The sequence below is a fragment of the Alkaliphilus transvaalensis ATCC 700919 genome (assembly GCF_000621485.1).
Classification (GTDB): Bacteria; Bacillota; Clostridia; order Peptostreptococcales; family Natronincolaceae; genus Alkaliphilus; species Alkaliphilus transvaalensis.
The window spans coordinates 88451-108140 of sequence record NZ_JHYF01000014.1 but is presented as its reverse complement, the minus strand read 5'-3'; the positions used below and the strand labels follow the sequence as shown (position 1 = coordinate 108140).

14 protein-coding genes and 1 pseudogene are annotated in these 19690 nt (G+C 31.2%); 13 read left to right on the top strand and 2 right to left on the bottom strand.

The window, feature by feature from the left end; genetic code table 11:
• The first annotated feature begins 66 nt into the window (after positions 1–66).
• The 12 genes and pseudogenes from T335_RS0110965 (at position 67) to T335_RS0110915 (ending at position 16524) form a co-directional block, all read left to right on the top strand.
• The gene (locus tag T335_RS0110965) at positions 67–939 is read left to right on the top strand and encodes a phosphorothioated DNA-binding restriction endonuclease (RefSeq protein ID WP_026477587.1); all 873 of its coding nucleotides are present in this window, start codon (positions 67–69) and stop codon (positions 937–939) included.
• A gap of 102 nt (positions 940–1041) precedes the next feature.
• On the top strand, positions 1042–4200 hold the full coding sequence (locus tag T335_RS0110960) for a DEAD/DEAH box helicase (protein WP_026477586.1): 3159 nt from the start codon (positions 1042–1044) through the stop codon (positions 4198–4200).
• A gap of 656 nt (positions 4201–4856) precedes the next feature.
• Positions 4857–5054, top strand: a pseudogene (locus T335_RS23010) (nucleotidyltransferase family protein); the annotation flags it as partial.
• 58 nt (positions 5055–5112) lie between these two features.
• Positions 5113–5844 (top strand): Fic family protein, encoded by a 732-nt coding sequence (locus T335_RS0110955; protein ID WP_026477585.1) that lies wholly within the window; start codon positions 5113–5115, stop codon positions 5842–5844.
• Between the two features lie 185 nt (positions 5845–6029).
• Positions 6030–6404 carry a L,D-transpeptidase gene (locus T335_RS20505; RefSeq protein WP_051569272.1) on the top strand — a complete coding sequence of 125 codons (375 nt, stop codon included), beginning with the start codon at positions 6030–6032 and terminating at the stop codon, positions 6402–6404.
• A gap of 213 nt (positions 6405–6617) precedes the next feature.
• On the top strand, positions 6618–6920 hold the full coding sequence (locus T335_RS20500; protein ID WP_034328300.1) for a type II toxin-antitoxin system HicB family antitoxin: 303 nt from the start codon (positions 6618–6620) through the stop codon (positions 6918–6920).
• A 110-nt stretch (positions 6921–7030) separates the two neighbouring features.
• Complete coding sequence (locus tag T335_RS20495; RefSeq protein ID WP_051569271.1) at positions 7031–7435, top strand: type II toxin-antitoxin system HicB family antitoxin; 405 nt, start codon at positions 7031–7033, stop codon at positions 7433–7435.
• Positions 7436–7668: 233 nt separating this feature from the next.
• Positions 7669–8670 carry a helix-turn-helix transcriptional regulator gene (locus tag T335_RS0110935; protein ID WP_026477584.1) on the top strand — a complete coding sequence of 334 codons (1002 nt, stop codon included), beginning with the start codon at positions 7669–7671 and terminating at the stop codon, positions 8668–8670.
• A gap of 84 nt (positions 8671–8754) precedes the next feature.
• Positions 8755–9798, top strand: coding sequence for a Wadjet anti-phage system protein JetD domain-containing protein (locus T335_RS0110930; protein WP_026477583.1), 1044 nt, complete (start codon positions 8755–8757; stop codon positions 9796–9798).
• Complete coding sequence (locus tag T335_RS0110925) at positions 9788–11398, top strand: hypothetical protein (RefSeq protein ID WP_026477582.1); 1611 nt, start codon at positions 9788–9790, stop codon at positions 11396–11398. Before T335_RS0110930 ends, T335_RS0110925 begins: the two co-directional genes overlap by 11 nt.
• Positions 11399–11410: 12 nt before the next feature.
• A complete protein-coding gene (locus T335_RS0110920) occupies positions 11411–12130 on the top strand; it encodes a DUF6063 family protein (RefSeq protein WP_026477581.1) in 720 nt (239 codons plus the stop codon).
• A gap of 11 nt (positions 12131–12141) precedes the next feature.
• Positions 12142–16524: a coiled-coil domain-containing protein gene (locus T335_RS0110915; protein WP_026477580.1), complete on the top strand. Its 4383-nt coding sequence runs from the start codon at positions 12142–12144 to the stop codon at positions 16522–16524.
• 369 nt (positions 16525–16893) lie between these two features.
• Here the strand turns inward: T335_RS0110915 and T335_RS0110910 are convergent, their stop codons facing one another.
• On the bottom strand, positions 16894–17622 hold the full coding sequence (locus T335_RS0110910; RefSeq protein WP_026477579.1) for a hypothetical protein: 729 nt from the start codon (positions 17620–17622) through the stop codon (positions 16894–16896).
• An 11-nt stretch (positions 17623–17633) separates the two neighbouring features.
• Positions 17634–18566, bottom strand: coding sequence for a hypothetical protein (locus T335_RS20490; RefSeq protein WP_051569270.1), 933 nt, complete (start codon positions 18564–18566; stop codon positions 17634–17636).
• A 241-nt stretch (positions 18567–18807) separates the two neighbouring features.
• Between T335_RS20490 and T335_RS21655 the strand changes: the two genes are divergently transcribed.
• Positions 18808–19650, top strand: a complete 843-nt coding sequence (locus tag T335_RS21655) for a DNA-methyltransferase (protein ID WP_026477578.1) — start codon at positions 18808–18810, stop codon at positions 19648–19650.
• Positions 19651–19690 lie beyond the last annotated feature (40 nt).

The window sequence follows — 19690 nt, the reverse complement described above, 5'->3', positions numbered from 1 at the left end:
AATTGGTAAGATATTTAGGGGCTACATAATACCTAAGGTAAAAACTACTAAAGAAGGTGATTGACAATGGATGGCTATCAATTGAAAGAAGCTATTAAAAACTTAAGTGTATGGAGGAGAGGCGATGAAAGAGCACCCCACAAGCCATTACTTATTTTATTAGCACTGGGGCAACTACAGCTAAAGAAAGCACAACAGTTACCATATGCAGAAGTTAGAGAGTCCTTAAAAGAGTTATTAATCGAGTTTGGTCCAATACGAAGATCATACCACCCAGAACAGCCATTTGTGCGCCTGACTAATGATGGAATATGGAATTTAAATACCTCTATTGAAAAGTCCAATATAAGGGATAAGTGGCTACTAAATAATAATGTAGTTGGAGGCTTCAATGATAAAGCTTACTCATTATTAGTAAGCGATGGAGCACTTATTAGGGAAGTGGCACAAATAATATTAAATAGTCATTTTCCACAAACAATTCATGAAGATATACTCACGGCAGTTGGTTTGGATTTTCATGAGGTAATTAATAAACGTAGAGATCCAAAATTTAGAGAAAAGATCCTACGAGCATATGAATATAGATGTGCTGTATGTGGTTTTGATGTTAGGTTAGGAAATAATCTTGTTGCAGTAGAAGCGGCACATATAAAATGGCATCAAGCAGGAGGTCCAGATAATGAGAATAATGGTATTGCCCTATGTGCAATGCACCATAAGCTTTTTGATAGGGGTGTGTTTACACTAACGAATGCACGTCAATTACTAGTTGCTGAAGGAGCCCACGGAACAAGTGGTTTTAAAGAGTGGTTAATGGGTTATCATGGTAAAAAAGTTGCTAGTCCTATTCATCCCGAATATCAACCGCAAGATATATATGTTAATTGGCATGTTAAAGAGGTATTCAGAGGACCTAGTAGATATCATGCTGGATAATAAATTATTAGATATTTGCTATAAGGTTTATTGTACATTATTGCTTTGAAATAAGTGTGGGTTATAGAATGTTACTCTTAGAAAAAAACTGAGGTGATAGGCATGCTTAAGGAAGGGATTTACGAAGAAATTATAAATAGAAAGCTTAGAAATGATTTAGAGGAATTATCCATAGATCATTTTGATGTTGGGAAAGAAAATATTGATGTTGAGGAAGCCAGAAAAATTTTATCTTCCTATATCTCAGAAGTCACTAGACGTGCCCTTAGATATGTTAGAGAAAATATTAGTGATGACAAAGAAGCTTTGTTAAGTCAGATAAGAACTTGTAATGATGTTATAGAAATCTTAAGTGTTAGGCTACCTGTTGATGAGTTTGATAAACTAAAGATTGAAGAAGAAGGAGAGATTTTAACTTCTGTTTACTCTAAAATTAATAGTATCAAAAGCATAGAAAGAGAAAGTGTTGTTAGGCCTATTACACCAATATCTCAAAGCTCACTATTCACTGGGTCGAGTTATGAACCTAATATGTTAGGTGAATTACAAAAGGAGATATTAACCTGTGACTCTATAGATATGCTAGTTTCCTTTATAAAATGGAGCGGACTGAGGTGTATCTATGAGGAGCTAAAGCGCTTTACTGAACAGAAGAATGGAAGACTTAGAGTTATTACAACATCTTATATGGAGGCTACTGATCTAAAGGCTATTCTGGAGTTAAGTAAATTAAAGAACACAGAGGTTAAGATTTCTTATGATATAGACAGAACTAGATTACATGCTAAAGCCTACATGTTTAAGAGAGAAACAGGATTTAGCACTTGTTATATAGGTTCATCCAATCTTTCAAATCCTGCCTTAACTTCTGGCTTAGAGTGGAACATTAAGGTAACTGAAAAAGATTCCTTTGATATCATCAAGAAGTTTGAGACAACTTTTGAAAGCTATTGGAATGATGGGGAGTTTATATCCTTTAATGTTGATGATGAACAGGAAATAGTAAAGCTAAAAAACGCCCTGAATAAGACAAAGCGAAGTGATAATAATGACTTTACATTTAATTTTGATATTCAGCCTTATCATTACCAGAAAGAAATACTAGAGAGGCTACAGGTAGAACGAAAAGTGCATGGTAGAAATAAGAATCTATTAGTAGCAGCTACAGGGGTTGGAAAAACTATAATATCTGCTTTTGACTATAAGAGGTATCAAAAAGAAAATGGTGGTTTAACAAAGCTCTTATTTGTAGCCCATAGAGAAGAAATACTAAAGCAAAGTAGAGATACATTTAGAGCTATATTAAAGGACAATAATTTCGGAGAGTTACTAGTAGGTAGATACAGCCCTAATTCTCTTGAAAATCTATTTATCAGTATTCAAAGTTTCAACAGTCATAAGCTTCAAGAAAATACAACAGAGGATTTTTATGATTTTATTATTGTGGATGAATTTCACCATGCAGCGGCAAATTCATATCAACAACTTCTAAATTATTATAAGCCTAAAGTATTGTTAGGACTAACTGCAACCCCTGAAAGAATGGATGGAAAAAGTATACTAGAATACTTTGACAATACAATTGCCAGCGAAATGCGGCTAATAGAAGCGATAGATAGAAAACTATTATCTCCGTTCCAATATTTTGGTGTAAGTGACACAGTGGACCTTTCTAAACTTAAATGGAGCAGAAAGGGTTATGATATCAGGGAGTTAGAAAAGGTATATACCTTAAATGACAAAAGAACCTATGATGTAGTGATAAAAAATATATATAAGTATGTATCTGATATAGATGAAGTTAAGGGGTTAGGTTTTTGTGTAAGTATAGAACATGCCAAATATATGGCTAGTTTTTTTAATAAAGTTAAAATATCATCAATAGCACTTTATGGTGATGTAGATAAGACAATCAGAGACGAAGCAAAGTACAAATTAATTAGTGGAGAAATTAAATTTATATTTACAGTAGATTTGTATAATGAGGGAGTAGATATTCCAGAAGTTAACACAGTACTGTTTTTGAGGCCGACAGAAAGTTTAACCATATTTTTGCAACAGTTAGGTAGGGGATTGAGACTAGCAGATGGAAAAGAGTGCTTAACAGTCTTAGACTTTGTAGGACAGGCTCATAAAAATTATAATTTCGAAGAAAAATTTAGAGCCCTAATAGGAAAAACAAAACATTCAGTAAAGCATTATGTAGAAAATGGTTTTCATAATTTACCTAAAGGATGTTTTATACAATTAGAGAAACAGGCAAAAGAGTATGTATTAAGGAACTTAAAGGAGAGTTCTAATACAAAGAAAAATCTTATAAATAAGATAAAATATTTTGAAGAAGATTCGGGTTTAGAGTTAACATTATCTAATTTTTTAAAGCACCATCATTTATCGATATATGATTTATATGGGAGATCTAACAATAGGACATTTAATAGCATGAAGGTAGATGCAGGTTTGAAAGATAACTATAGTGCTATAGGTGAAAGTTTGTTTGCAAAGAGGGTATCGAACCTCTTACATTTAAACTCTAGAAAGTTGCTAGAATTTTTGACTACTTATATAAACAATCCTGTTGTGAATAATAAACAAGAAGAACTTATGTTAAATATGTTGTATTATTCATTTTATGATCTAGAGCCACAAAAATCAGGTTTTAATTCAATACAAGAGGGAATTTTAGATATTCTAAACAATGAGGATATCAAGTCAGAGATACTAGAGATTCTGCAGTATAATTATGACAACCTAAATCAACTAGAGATTGAGCATGAATTTAATTTTCCTTGTCCTCTAGGGATACATAGTAGCTACTCCAGTGCCCAAGTTTTAGCTGCTTTAGGCTACTATAACGAGAAAAGGAGACCCTCTTTTAGAGAGGGGGTAAAATATTTTAATGATAAGGAACTAGATATATTTTTTGTAACCCTTAATAAATCAGAAAAAGACTTTTCACCTTCAACTTTATATGAAGACTATGCAATAAATGAAAAATTATTTCATTGGCAAACCCAAAGCAAGGTATCAGAAGATAGCAAAATGGCCCAGAGGTATCTTAACCATAAAAAAACAGGAAATAAAATAGCTATGTTTCTGAGGGAATATAAGATGGAAAATGGCCATACAGCCCCCTTTATATTTTTAGGTACATGTGAGTATGTAAGTCATTCAGGTAATCAACCCATGAGTATCATATGGAGATTAAAGCATGAAATGCCACCATATTTAGTACCAAAGGCAAATAAAAGTATATTATAAGGGTTATTGCGTTAGTAGGCAAACAACTTTAAATAAGTATAAGTCAATTACCTATCAACTCATATTGAATGAAATATTTACTATAATCAATTTGTTAGAAATAAAGGCTTATCCCTCCGCATATACTTGACAGAACTATATAGCGGAGGGATAAAAATTGAAAAAAGTATTGCAACAGTGATATCGTTGGGCTTAATATTAGTTCTGGTAGCTTCGGCAGCTGATAGATCGATAGATTATTTTAGAAGCCTAACAAGACTGAAAGTAAAAGGTTTAAATGAACATATCCAGCGGAACATTGTTAGCTGTAAATCCAGATTATGATAACCTAAAAATTTTATCTGAAAAAAGGTTATATCTTTTGAATGGGATGAGCTTAATAAAAAAGATGCAATTAGGAAACTATATATTGAAAAAAATAGTGGATAATATATTTAACAGGTTACTTTGGGTGATCTGTTTTTGTGTTGTTTCAAGTAGTTAGTATGGTATAATAATGGTAGTGATGGTAATAATGTAAGATTAAAATATATAATCAAAGTCAAATAAATAAAGGCGATTATGATGAAGATAAGAAAAATAATTTATGAGAAAAGAAAAGATATACTAAGAATAGCAAATTACTATGGAGGAGTAAAAATCCAACTTTTGGATCTGTCGCCAGAAATGAAGATGTTACTAATAGTGATATAGACTTTCTAGTTCAATTTGAAGAAGGACGTACATTATTTGACTTGATTGCATTAAAAAATACACTGGAAGATCTGTTGAATAGTAAGGTTGATGTTGTAACGGAAGAGGCGCTTCATAGGAATATAAGAGAGAAAGTTAAAAGAGAGGTTATTGAGATATGAAGGAAATACTTTACTAAGGTCTTAATCATTAAAATTAAAATGGAGTGGTGAAATCCCGATGAGAGATTTATTAAAAAAAATAGATGAAAAGAAGATATTGTTAGATAGTAAAAGACCTTTACCGACATATACTGTTAAAAGCATCAGGGAGAATTTATTGCTTGAATGGACATATAACTCTAATGCAATAGAAGGAAACACTTTAACCTTACAGGAAACAAAAGTTGTCTTAGAAGGTATTACAATAGGTGGGAAGACCTTAAGAGAGCACCTAGAGGTAATTAATCATAAGGAAGCTATTTTGTATGTTGAAGAAATAGTAAATAGTGAAAAACTTAATGAGTGGCAAATAAAGAATATTCATAGGCTAGTTTTAAAGGGGATAAGCGATGAGTATGCAGGTGTATATAGAAATCAAAATGTAATAATTAGTGGCGCTCAACATACTCCACCAGATTTTATGGTTGTTCCAGATGAAATGAAAGCCCTCATTTATTGGTATGAAAATGAAGCCCAAAAACTACATCCCGTTGAAAGAGCTGCACAGCTGCATGGGATTTTTGTTGGAGTTCATCCTTTTGTAGATGGCAATGGAAGGACAGCAAGACTTTTAATGAATTTAGAGCTTATGAAAAGTGGATATCCTGCTACAATTATTAGAGCAGAAAATAGATTAGAATACTATAATGCTTTAGACAAAGCCCATACAACCAATGACTATTCTGATTTTAGTAAATTAGTTGCATATGAAGTTGAGAAAAGCTTAGATATGTATCTGAAACTTATATAATTTAAATGTTAGAGTGCATAAATAATATAGAGAATTATACAGAGGAAGGTAATAACAAGTATATAGAGACCTAGATGCAATAGAATGGAATAATAAAATTTATTTATAGTTAAGCTTATTTAAACAGAATTTACAGCTTATCCCTCAGCATATATTAGAAAGAATGTAAAGGGAGGGATAGGGTTTTGAAACGATTGATCGTAAAAGTTATAACAATAACTCTAATAACCGGTTTTATAGTCTCAGCGAGCTATATTATAATAGATCACCTTATGGATTTGAGAAATAAAAATGTTAGAGGGTTAAATGAATATATCCAGTGGGAATACAATATGTTAGCTGAGAATCCAGATTATGATAACCTAAAAATTTTAATTGATATATCTGAAAAAAGGTTATATCTTTTGAATGGGAATGAGCTTATTAAAAAATATGCAATTGCTAGTGGACGAGCAGGACACCCTTCGCCTTTAGGGTCTTGGAAAGTTGTTGATAAAAGATTAATGGGTGGAGGTTTTGGAACTCGGTGGATGGGGTTGAACGTACCCTGGTCTGCGTAGCTTTTGGAACATGAATTAAGGGTAACTACCTGACGTATAATTTAGGTTTCAAAGAGTTATGTTTTAGAAGATTCTAATTTAAATTGGAAGGACTTTTGCTCATACAACTAATGTAAATTACTGTTCACTACTTGTACGAAACGATAAAGAATAGATGTAAGAGAGTGCAAAAGCAAAACCATATAATATCTACAAAATGAGGGGGAAGATGATATGAAAAACAAGAGTAAAATTATAATTAATTGGAATGAGAAAAAGCAAAGATTTATTGCAGATGCTCCGGACCTTCCAGACTGTATAGCTGAAGGAGATAATAGTATGGAGGCTTTAAAAGCTCTAGAAGACTTAATAAGTATGAGTGAGTTAGAGGAAAATAAAGCCAAACGTTCTTTCATGCTTAAAGAAAGTCAGATTGATAAACTAGAACAAGTAAGAAGTACACTTAAATATAAAAAGAACCTAAGCACTATAGTAGGAGAAGCTATAGAACAGTACTATGAGCAAATTAGTAAATAATTATTTTAAGCCGGATTATTCCGGCTTTTTCTTGTTTACATTCTAATAATTACATTGATACGCATTCAAATTATGTATTACAATATATACGTAAGATAGGAGGAGATATTATGCCATTTGAAAAACTAGATATAAATAAAATCATTGATGAAGAAAAGAAAAAAAATAAAGACTTTGAAATAGAATATAACAAAATCAAGGAAGAATATGAAAAACGGAGTCAACAAATACACAAAAGTACATATATATTCCCTGCATTATTTTTCTATGAGAAAGAAGGCAGATATAGTGTCTATTTCCCAGATCTCGATATAGCTACATTTGGTGATAATTTCGAGGATGCTGTTTATATGGCAAAGGATTGTTTAGCTGGGGCTTTATTAACCAAGATAGAATATAATGAGGATATACCAGAATCAACAGCAATAGAGGATATTAAGCTGACTGAGGATAATATAGATACTTTTGGAACTGACAAATTCACAGCAGTTCTAATTGATGTAAATCTTCCTTAATAGAGATATCGATTTGACACTTAGATCCATCGAGTAAACTGCACCATACCAATATGGATGAAAAGATTAGAAAAGTCAGAAGGTATAAATGTGTCGCGACTGTTAGAAAAGGCTATTATTGAATACTTAGGATTAAGATAAATAGAGAAAAGAATAAATTTTAATGCAGATGATATATAATCTAAAGATTTACTATAGTAGTGTAAAAAAATATAAAACTGGGGTCAGATAACATGGGTGAAATAAAAAATAAGCAAAGGATTATTGATCTCTTAAATATTCTTAAAGAGGAAACAGATGAGATTAATGGCATAACACTTAATGAAATAAAAGATATTTTAGAAAAACGGTATGGTATGAACTATAAAATAGACAGTAGAGTATTAAGGGATGATATCGAAATCCTTAAGGAATGCGGATATGATATAAATGAAAGGACACTGAACCATAATAAGAAAGCCTACAACATGAGGAATAGAGTCTTTGAGTTACATGAGCTACGATTATTAGTAGATGCGTTGGCCTCTGCTAAATTCATAGATGTTATGGAAACGAGGCAACTGATTAAGAAAATAAAGACACTTACAAGTAAACATAATGCCAAGAAGCTACAAACACAAATCTATTTAGATGGCAGAGTGAAGTTGGATAATAACTACATAATAGAAAATAGCAGTATAATTCATGATGCCTTAATTGAGAGGAGAAAAATAACATTTCAATATGGAGCCTATAATGCAAATAAAAAATTCAACCTTCGCAGAAATGGAGATTACTATTATGCAATTCCATATAGGTTAGTATGGAGCAATGATTTCTACTACCTAATTGCTAAAGAAAAAAGACGTGGCATTACGAGTTTTAGAGTTGATAGGATGAGGAATGTTCAGCCACTAGATGATACCTTCCCTAAACCAGATTTTGACATTGCGGCATATTTGAAAAAAACCTTTAATATGTTTCCGGGTGAAAATGTGGATAAGGTAAAGATTGAATTTAATATAGTGCTTTTAAATGCTATTATAGATAAATTTGGATTAGATGCATATATAAGACCTATTTCGGAGGAAAAGTTTATATTAATGGCAGAAGTAGCAATTAATGATGGATTCATGAATTGGATTTTGAATTGGGGAAGTAGGGCTAAGGTAATAGAGCCACAATATTTAGTAGATAAAATAAAAGAAGAAATAATAAAAATGACAAAAAACTATGGAGACTCTAATAATAATTAGTGTCTTTTTTGTTAGTTATACATTTTTTTGTATAGCAGACAAGCTATAATAGAACTAAAGAAATTAATTATAGGGGTGGATTAATTGAAGGATATTAGACAGTATCAAAAAGAAACTAATCGATCTATGATAGATACCGATTTGATGCAAAAATATTTACAGATTAAAGATTATACTACATTTGCAAAAGTAGTAGTAAAGTTGGTGGATGATGGCATCTTATCTCCCGTAAAGAGGAGTAAGGGAAATAGTAAAAAGCCACCTCTGTATAACCGATATCGGATTATGCCAGAAGAAAAGGATTACTCAGGGTTAGTAGAAGAGATGAATTATAAAATTAATTACGAATTAAACATGGGATATTATAAAGAAAGACCTGAGAGATATGTTGAAGATCGAGATGAAATCAGAGCTTTAAGTCAGTTTTTAAATACAAAAAAAGAGAAATTAAAAATTCAAATATCTACTAAAGAACGGTCCTTTCAAATTTGGGGTAGAGAAAAGTTTCTTGAGAAGGAGGGAGGTATATCCCTATTAAATCGTCTGAGGTTTTCAATGCATAAGCTAAATATATACAGTACCACAGAACCTTTGGCCTACTATAGCCAACATAAAAGCAGTCCCCAAAATATTTTAATCATCGAAAATAAAGATACCTATTATACTTTTCGGAAATATTTACTAGAAGGAAATACAACATTCTTCACTACTACTATAGGGACAGTAATTTATGGGTCAGGTAAAACCATATGGAATAGTTTTTCTGACTTTGCCTTAGGGGTGGAGGACTATCTATTAGACACGAGGAATGAACTGTACTACTTTGGGGACCTAGATTATGAAGGGCTATTTATATTCCAGCAATTGAAGGATAACTTTAAAGGTAAAGTTGAAATAAAACCCTTTATGGATGGGTATAAGTACATGATCAATAAAATGGAAGTAGAAAATATGAAACTGTCCAAAACAAAAGATGGTCAAAATAAAAATCATTATACTCAGTTCCTTGATTATTTTGATGAAACCTATAAGAAGAAAATAATAGATCTGTTAGAAAGTAATCTATATATTCCCCAAGAGATAATCAATTACGGAGATTTAGTAAGGGAGGGTACCAATGGAGTATGATTTTTTAAATCACTTTGAAAAACGAATGCAACATGTAGGTATGTATGCTCTTTTAAATTACAATAGTTTCTATAAAGATACTTTGAGAAATTATGGCTTCGATCCACTTTATGAAGGTACAAACATTGTATTTTCTATCTTGATTTTTATCATGGAGAAATCTTTAAAAGAAGAAGATTGTACCATCGACCATATTAGTGAATTTGTCTTCGATATAAATAGAAAATACTTTTTAAAGGAAATTAATAGGGATGGAGCTAAAGAGATTGCAGATTTTATGGTCAATACCCTTCTGGGGAATAAAGGGGAACCCATGTATTTTTCCTGCTTTAATTTCCAGAAAGGAGAGTATGAAGAAGTAAGTATTTCTTATTTAAATAACAAAACTATATATGTAGATAACATAAGAAGAACCTCCTACTATTTAACGGAAGAAGGCTACCATTTTCTATTAGGAACACTAGAGATTGAAAGCAATCTAAAACTAACGGTACAGGAATTTATATTTAAATTACACCTAGATAAAGCCGACTACACAAAAGCTATTGATGATGTTAAGGGATTATTTAATATTTCAAGAATCCAACTGCAAAGGATAGAGGAAAGTATTAGAAAGATCAAGGAAAATGTTTTAAGTTTTTCAGCAGAAAATTACGACTCTATCCTAAAGGATAATCTAGAAATCATAAAGAAACAAAAGGATAGTTTTCAAAATTATAGACAATATGTAGAAGCCCGACAAAAAGAGATCTATGATAGTAATATTACGATGGAGAGCATTAAGGATAATGAAGAGGCTTTAGAAAAATTAAATATCATAAAAAAATATCTATCTAAGGTAATCTATGAACAACAACGAATTATCCATTCTCACTTTGATTTCAAAATGGTATACTCCAATGCGTTACTTGATATGACAGCTTTTTCTGTAATCAAACGAATCAATATAAAAAGAGATCTGTATGAACCCATACTAAGAGACATTACAAAGATTAAAGCATTACCTAAAATCCTTCGACCCTTGTTTATTGGAAATCTGGACAAAGTCTATAATATAGCCAAAGCAGCTGAAAAGCAACGAGTTATTAAACAGGATGAAGATGTTACAGAAGAGGTTTATGATTTTGATGAGGTTTCCTTTAAGGAAGAAAGAGAAGCAAAATTGCGGTTAAAAAAAGAAAAGTACAAAGGAGTTTTAGAGACAGTTTTATTTGAATTATTAAAGACAAAAGATCAAACTCTTACATTAGAGGCTTTACTAAAACAATCGGAAGAACTAAGTAATAAATCTAAATTAGTACCCACCATTGAAATTTTTAGGGAAGTAATGATTGAACTTTTAAAGGTAGGAAATATCAATATAGAGGAATTAAGAACAGAGGCAAAACAATCGGTTCGTGAAAATTCCATTGAAATCTTTGAGCTAAATAAAACCCTATTAAGACTAATAGATACCTATGAATCCTTTAAAGAGATTAAAAGAATTGAGATTAGTAAAGATTTAAGGGATAAGAAACTTACAATTTATGGGACGAAAACAGAAGAAGGTATTGTAAAAACCGTCCAGTGTAGTAATATAATTTTTAAACTTAATCAATGAGGAGGTTGGCCTATGTACGATATGCAGTCTATCTCTAGGGCAATGAAAATATATTATTATCTTTTACAAAACAAAGAGTTATCAATTGATGACAATAAAGAGTTATATAGATATTATACAGAGGATGAAAATATTATTAATATTTTAAGTATTTATGCAGAGGAAAGTGATTGTTTTATCGAAAGGTATAATGGGGTGATTTATTTATTACCAAAGGAAGACAATCAATTTATTGGGTTCTCTAAGACGGAGCTTAAAAAAATTCTTTGTAGAAGCAATCCAAGTTATAAGGATTTTTACTTGTCTCAATATATTATTCTATCGGTTCTCACAACCTTCTACAATAGTAATGGGAGAAGTAGTAAATCCAGAAACTTCATTAAATTTGGAGATTTTATGAATGTGATCAGCGATAGTTTAAAAAATGCTTCAGAAGTAGATGAACTAGAGGGGTTGGAGAATAAAAGCGGCATGGCTATTAGAAATATTTACGAAGCCTGGAACGCCCTAAAGGGCTCTGATACAAAAACAACCTCTAAAAGTACCAAAGAGGGGATTGTTAGGGGAGTCATAAAATTTTTAGACGAACAAAAACTTTTGGAGTTTATCGAAGAGGATGATATGATTAAGCCAACCCCTAAATTAGATAATTTTATGGATTGGAATATATTGAATAGAAGTAATTATGATACGATTATAAAGGCTTTTGAGGAAGCCGAGATAATCCTTTAAGGGAGGTAGCTATGAATAAATTAAATGCTTTTAGGTTCATTAGCCTAAAATACAATAAAAACTCCATGAGGATCCATGATGAAATATTCGAACTTGGTGGAGAAAGTACCTTAATGAGTCTCAGAAATGGCGGTGGTAAGACGGTTATGGTACAGATGCTTATGTCTCCTTTTTTATTTGGTAAATATCGAGATTTAAAGGATAGAAAATTTGATACTTACTTTACGACCAATGAGCCAACCTATATTTTAACGGAATGGTTGTTAGATAACAATGCTGGATATGTTCTAGTTGGTAGTGCTATAAGAAAAAAATCCGCTTCCAGCGACGAGGTAGGCAGCGATGAGGTAGAGGTTGTAAACTTTATACATGAGTATAAAAGTGCAAATGATTATGATATTCATAGAATACCCTTGGTGGATAAAACTGAAAAAGGAATTCGTATAAAGTCCTTTACTGAAATGAAAAACCTATTTGATGTTATTCAAAGAGAAAATCGATATACTTTTAATTACTGGCCCATATACAATAGTGACCAGAAGAAAAAGTACACCAGTAAATTACAAGAATATGGAATCAATCATAAGGAATGGCAAAGCATCATAAGAAAAATAAATCAAAAAGAATCAGGGCTTTCTGAACTTTTTAATGAAGCAAAGACCATTCCTCTATTAATAAAAGATTGGTTTTTACCAGCAGTGGATGAAAAGTTAAATGACTCCGAGAATCATATTCTTTATTTTCAAGAGATATTGAAAAAATTTGTATATCAGTTAGAAGAAAATAAAAATAAAATTGCTTTAAAGGAAGGAATTGCTCAATTTAAAGAATATGCAAACACGATAGAGAGATATGCTAATAGCTTAAAGGATTTAATGAAGGAAAAAGAACAGCTCTCTAATACCATTGCTAATTACTATGATTTCTTAGAGAAAAAAATGAAGAATCTAGAAGAAGAAAGAGAGACTGCTGAGGAAACAAAACAGGGATTAGAGAAAGAAAAAGAACAGATTACCTATGAAAAGCTATCATATGAATATAATGGATTACTAGAAAATCAAGAGAAAGTAACGGCGATAAAAAAAGATATTGTAAAAGTTCTTGAAGAATTAAAAGAAGAAAAAGATATGATAATCCATTCTATTAATGTCTATGAATGTTCCAGTTTATATAAGGAATATATTGATCTTTCAAAAGAAGTGCTAGAACTAGAAAATAAACTAGACAATGTAGAAAAGGATGATGCTAAAAAGGCAGAAGAAATTAAAGATATCGGCTTCACTCTTCACTCATATTATCGTGATCAATTAGAGAAGGATAAATCTTTATTAAAGGAAAAGGTAAGAGAAGTCAAAGAATTAGAAGAAGGTATTGGTCAAGCCAAGCGGGAAAATAAAATAATTCATGATCAACAGATTGAACTGGAAAAGTCTATTACAAAAACAGAAGAGGCTATTGCGCAGTACCATAAATCAGTAGAAGTCTATTGTCAACGTGATCCAAGGTTTCAGGCAGAGACGAATATTATGGGGGAATATGAGTTCACCTATTTTTCCCATTATCAAAGAGAACAAAAGACTTTAATGGAAAAACTAGAAAAGGAACTGACGGATATAACCCAACGGATAGAGGATAATCGTAGGGTAAGCAAATCAAAACATGAAAAAATCCATGAGATTAGTCTCAAATTAGTTAATATAAAAAATCAGAAAAATCAGCTAAAAGAAGAAAAAATGAAGATGGAAGAATCCTGTCATAAACTAAAATCTATTCTTAAATATTGTAATCTTCCGGAAGAAAAGATGTTTGATAAAGGAACTATTCTAAATAGACTGACTACTACTATAGAACATTTAGAAGAAGAGTTTCATCAACTAAAGGTAACCTTAGATGAAGTAAAGAGAAGAAAAGAGGCCTACACATCTGGGCAAAATATCGATATTCCTAAGGAATTTCTAAAGCAACTGGAGGATTTAGGGTTACAGGTTCTTTATGGACTAAAGTGGATGAAAAGTCAAGACATTCCCTTAGCAGAAAAAAAGGAGATCTTAATGAGAAATCCATTTATCCCTTATTCTATCATGATGGAAAAATCTAAAATTGAAATCTTAAAGCAGCAAAATATAGAATATTTTCTATCCTTTCCACTTCCAATTGTAGAATTAGATTCATTAAATGAGAAAAAAGAAGTGGTGGTATCCAATCAAATTTATGAAGTGAATTCTATAAATTTCTATATTTCTTTTAACGATAACCTTTTAGATGAAAAGGTTATGAGGGAACTTATTGAAGGGTTAAATAAAAAAATAAATCGCATACAAGAGGAAATCACAAGAAAACAAGAGGAAATAGATATCTATCAATTCAAAAAGATGGAGGCTGCCAATCTTCAGTTATCGAAAAATGATTTGATCTTGATTACTGATAAGATCATAAATACGGAAGAGGAGATTGAATCCCTAGATGGGGAAAAAAGAAGAACAGAAGAAGAAGGAGAAGTCTTAGAGAAGGAAACAGTAAAACTGGAGGGAATTAAAGGGGATCACTCAAGCAAAATCAATAATCTTCTCCAACAAATAAAAGAGTTTGATCATTTTTATGTACTATATGATGATTTTATTAAAAGCCTATCCTTGGCTTCTGAAGAAAGAGATCGCTTACAGAAGGTAAGAAGAAAAAAAGGGGAAATGGAACTGGCAATTGAAGATCAATCTAAAGCCCTTGACAGTCTAAAAGAAATAATCCATTCACTAAAAACACATATAGAACGGCTGGAAGAAGAGACTTCAAAGTATATCCGATATAGGGAAGGAAATATCCTTCCCATGGATTTTACTGACTTAACATCAAAATATGAATCCTTATCGAAAGAATTAGGTCTTACTGTTAAGGAGTACAAGGAACAGTTAAATAGGGTGGCAAATAACTTTAAAAACAAAGAGGATCAACTTTTAGAAAAGGCTGATGAAACCCAGGTGACTGAAGAAGAATATAAAAATATGGCGTACGATAAAATAGCCTATAAGTCTCTTAAAGAATCCCTAAAGGATGTAATAGGAAAAATAACCTGTAAAGAAGATGAGATAAAAGATACTGATTTAACTTTAAAGGGCATAGAAAAAGAATTAAGTTACAAGATAAGAGAGATTAAAAGAAGCGGTGAGCAAGAACCTTTGTCCATTGATAAAATTACCAATACTGATTTTTCAGGAAGATGGAAGGTAGTTCTTGAAAAAGCTATTGATATACAATCAATCATCAGCAACTTAGAGAAAACCTTAGATACTGTGAAAACTACCAAAGACCGAATGCAGGAGTACGCCGACATTGAAATCTTTGAGAAGATAGAAATGGATGTTCACCATAAAGAACTTGAGTCCAAGAGAATTCATTGGGTTCATCTGTTTAAAAAGAACATTGAGGAAACTGCAGATATTTCTAAGGACCTAGAGAGGTATCTTAATAGTTTTTCAAGCGGGTTTGAATATAGCAAAGTAGAATTCTTTAAACATACCATTGTCAGTTTGTCCGACCATCGAGAAAAGCCTATGGAGATATTGAAGATATTAGAAACTGTAGGGGAAATTCATGAAAGAACGCTACTACAACTAGAATCGGATTTATCAAAGATAGAGGAAGAAAGAGAAATTATATTAAATACCCTGCTAGATTACACTAAAAATATTTATGCTAATATTGATATGATAGATGTAAATTCTTCTTGTAAAATCAATGAACGATATTACAAAATGCTAACCATTCAACAACCTGATTGGAATGATGAACTGTTTAAGCTAAAGATGAAGGACTACGTAAAGAGTATAGTAAGTAAATCTTCTGATTTACTATCCATTGGACAGAGTATTGACGATTTTGTTTCAAATGAAATTACAACCAAAAATTTATATGACCAAATTGTAGGTATTAACAAAATATACATTAAACTATATAAAATTCAAGAAACAAGAGTAGAAAGTATTACATGGAATGAAGTTGCAGAAAACTCTGGAGGAGAAGGATTTGTATCTGCCTTTGTAGTGCTGATTAGTTTATTGTCCTACATGGGAAAAGATGAAAGTATTTTCTTTGGCAATAATGAAGAAGGAAAGGTGTTGATTATGGATAATCCATTTGCCCAAACTAGTTCAGAGCATCTCCTAAAACCTTTAATGAGTATAGCTAAAAAATATAATACTCAATTAATCTGTTTTTCAGGCCTTGGAGGAGATTCTATTTATAATCGATTCGATAATATTTATGTCTTAACAACATATGAATCAAAGCTAAATCCTGGGGCCCAAATCATAGAGAGTGAACATGCTAAGGGGGCAGAATTAGTGGAAGTAACCTCTAATCGGTTCTTGACTTCTTACGTGCAACCTACCTTGTTTTAAGTAAATAAAGAGACTGGGGATGAATGTATCCTCAGCTTTTTTTATTTAAACTTTAATATGGTATCCTAGTGAACTAGTATCCTTTTTGGATCCTAGTTTTTACTCTTCGATTTTTAAAAAATATAGTAATTTAGCTAAATCAACATTATGAGCCCTTGATATTAACAATCTATAGTTAAATTTGGGGTAGATTTTTCTTGGTCTGCGTAGCTTTTGGAACATAAGAAGATAACTACCTGACGTAAAAAGTTGCTACAGTTTCCAAATTAAGAGCTTTTCTCATTTTGGAAACTGATGTATCAAATTAGTACAGACTTACTTATACTCTAACTAGACATATTGAAAATTTCGATGAGATCTATTACACAACTACTTATAATAGTTTTTAAAATATGCTTTTAGAGCTTCTTTATTATTAAGTTGACTATTATCAACATATTTATTTAGTTCTTCCACAAACTTATGCGGGTCAGAAGGATCTAAAATAAGCTTAAAGATAAAATCTATTCTAACTTCATTAGCTTTGGAGATTAAATTATTTTCACTAGAAGTTATCTTATCAATATCACTTACTATAGAATGTAACTTTACACAATTGCCAACTAAACTTATTGTGTAAAAGATAGTGAAAGTAAAAAAGTAAGTACTGATAGATACTATAATATAAAAAAGCCAGCTTACTATAACCTCTTTAGGACTATGTAAAAGTAAATAAAGAAAGAAGAATGCAAAGACTTGGATGCCAATGATAAATGCTAAAAACTCAAAACTAACTAAGATACTTTCAAGTGAACCAGATCTATTTACTTTATTAATAATTTTTCTCTTATCTTCAGTAAGTATACTCGCAATAAAAGCCATTCCTGCTAACAATATTCCAATTAGACCTATTAATGATGATGCTATATATAAGCAAATAGTTTTGATAGCCTCTTGAAAGTATTGAAAATTAGGATAAATATTAAGTAAATAGAATGAAATCACAATCAGAAATGTTATTAAAATTGAAATAGGAAACTCAATGGAATTTTTATCAAAAAAACAGTTCCACTTTTTATAAGTTTTAAATCTTTTAAATGAAGGATAATTGTTAAACAATACAATTCCTCCTATCGACTGGACACAGAAAATAAATTTTTACATACTTTAATAAATTCTGGTCCGTAGGTCTGGTAATCTTTTATCTCAATAGTTAATGGTTTTCTTTTTTTGGTAGAATATTGCCTGCCAGACTTAGTTTCTGCTTCGACTATAACATAATTATTTGCAAGTGCTACTTCATCAGAGAGCTTAGAATGAATTTCTTCTATTTTTCCAAACTCAGCTTTAACAATTCTAGAGTTTAGTTTAAGCCCCTCAGGTGCAGATGAATTAAATAAACTACTTGTATCTGTAATGTTACCCTCTTTAATATCTTTTAAATATTCCTCGATATCAATATGTATGTCATTAAGTAATGGATCATCTGGGTTAGGTGGCTTAATCGTAATTTTAAGTTGTTTTATATTACCTATTTGATTTAATTCATCTTGTATTGTCTTAATACTTGAAGCCTGCTTTATTGTATCAGTTTCGAATATATAGTTTTTATCACCTTCTAAATTAGCATATTCATTGATTAAACGTGTAAAAGCATTATTAAACTCATCATATCCAAATCTATTTTTAGTATAGAATGCTACTTTTTCCTTAAATACATCTAAACAGAAATGTATTACTTCGGAAAATTCTGTCTCATCTTGCTGTAATTCATCAGTACCTTCCTTCCTAACATTAAAGTAAAGGTTAGATGTTTTAATTAAGTTTCCGACTATAATAAAATCAGTGGACTTTTCAATTGCAGAAAATTTATAGCTAGCTTTATAGGTGACCAATTCCTCACCATCTACAGTATTAGTATCAATTCTTGTATGTTCAATTTTATCATCAATTGCAAAAAATAAATTTTTTAGAATTTGTGTTAGTATCTCAGGATCATCATACGCATCATAAATATGACGTGAAACTAGATTTAATTTTGAAATGTATAGTACACGCGACACGGGAACCTCTCCTTTAAATAATTATTTTTCTTTAAAGAACATTCTATATGATTCGATCAAAGTCCTTGTTAAAATAAAAAAATATACAAAAAAGACCATGAAATAACAATCCTCATACTTAGAAATTCATGAGACTTTGGGCTATTACTTACTACTGAGCTTTTAAAGAAATCAATTAAGTGAGTTGATTAAGTAATTAGACAAGCTTTCACAAACATATCTTGGTAATGGGGGTGAGGGCTTGGATATTAAAATATATATAAAAGACTCTACAGAAGAAATGAGAGAGGTAAATACGGGATCAGTTGATTTAATTGTAACTAGTCCACCATATTGGAATTTAGTCGACTACGATCATTCCGAGCAACTTGGAAAAAACATGTCTTACAAGCAATTTCTACACTACCTTAAAAGAAATTTACTGGAATGCATGAGGATATTAAAGGAAGATGGTTTAGCCTGTTTTGTGGTAGGGGATATAAGGTCTCGTAAGTATAACAATAAGAATAGACCTAATATATATCCATTACATGCAGATCTAATACATTTTTTTACTGAAGAAATGGATTTTGATTTATTTCAGCATTTTATTTGGGAAAAGTACGGTGTCAAGAAAGGTGAGAAAGAAGGCATTATTTATGGTTCAACTTGCAGAGGGGAATATAAAGATTATGCAGTGCCACCCTATCTATATAATGATTTATTAACCGAACACATTTTGGTCTTTAGAAAACCAGGGCAAAGAAACCTTCCCACTCTTGAGGAAAGACAAGGTGAAATTACCAACCTTCTAAAAAAGAGTGAACTACAGGATTGGCTCAATCCAGTTTGGCGTATTAATTCAACTTCTACTAAAAAACACCAAGCTACATTTCCATATGAGTTAGCAGAGCGATTAATAAGAATGTATAGTTTGAAAGGGGATGTTGTACTAGATCCATTTTGTGGTACATGTACAACACTAAAAGCTGCAGTTCACTGGCAGAGGAATGCAATAGGGTTTGAAATAAATGAAAACTATGTTTTAGATTTCGTAGAATCCTATGGTTTATTAAAACAAGAAGGTATATATGTAAAACTATAATATGACAATATTAATTATCTTAGCATCCATATAATTACCA

Bases quoted from the DNA above. Each gene is read 5' to 3' on its own strand.
- T335_RS0110925 (WP_026477582.1), top strand. From the start codon at position 9,788: ATGGAGTATGATTTTTTAAATCACTTTGAAAAACGAATGCAACATGTA.
- T335_RS0110960 (WP_026477586.1), top strand. From the start codon at position 1,042: ATGCTTAAGGAAGGGATTTACGAAGAAATTATAAATAGAAAGCTTAGA.
- T335_RS0110915 (WP_026477580.1), top strand. From the start codon at position 12,142: ATGAATAAATTAAATGCTTTTAGGTTCATTAGCCTAAAATACAATAAA.
- T335_RS0110920 (WP_026477581.1), top strand. From the start codon at position 11,411: ATGTACGATATGCAGTCTATCTCTAGGGCAATGAAAATATATTATTAT.
- T335_RS0110955 (WP_026477585.1), top strand. From the start codon at position 5,113: ATGAGAGATTTATTAAAAAAAATAGATGAAAAGAAGATATTGTTAGAT.
- T335_RS0110965 (WP_026477587.1), top strand. From the start codon at position 67: ATGGATGGCTATCAATTGAAAGAAGCTATTAAAAACTTAAGTGTATGG.
- T335_RS20495 (WP_051569271.1), top strand. From the start codon at position 7,031: ATGCCATTTGAAAAACTAGATATAAATAAAATCATTGATGAAGAAAAG.
- T335_RS0110935 (WP_026477584.1), top strand. From the start codon at position 7,669: ATGGGTGAAATAAAAAATAAGCAAAGGATTATTGATCTCTTAAATATT.
- T335_RS20500 (WP_034328300.1), top strand. From the start codon at position 6,618: ATGAAAAACAAGAGTAAAATTATAATTAATTGGAATGAGAAAAAGCAA.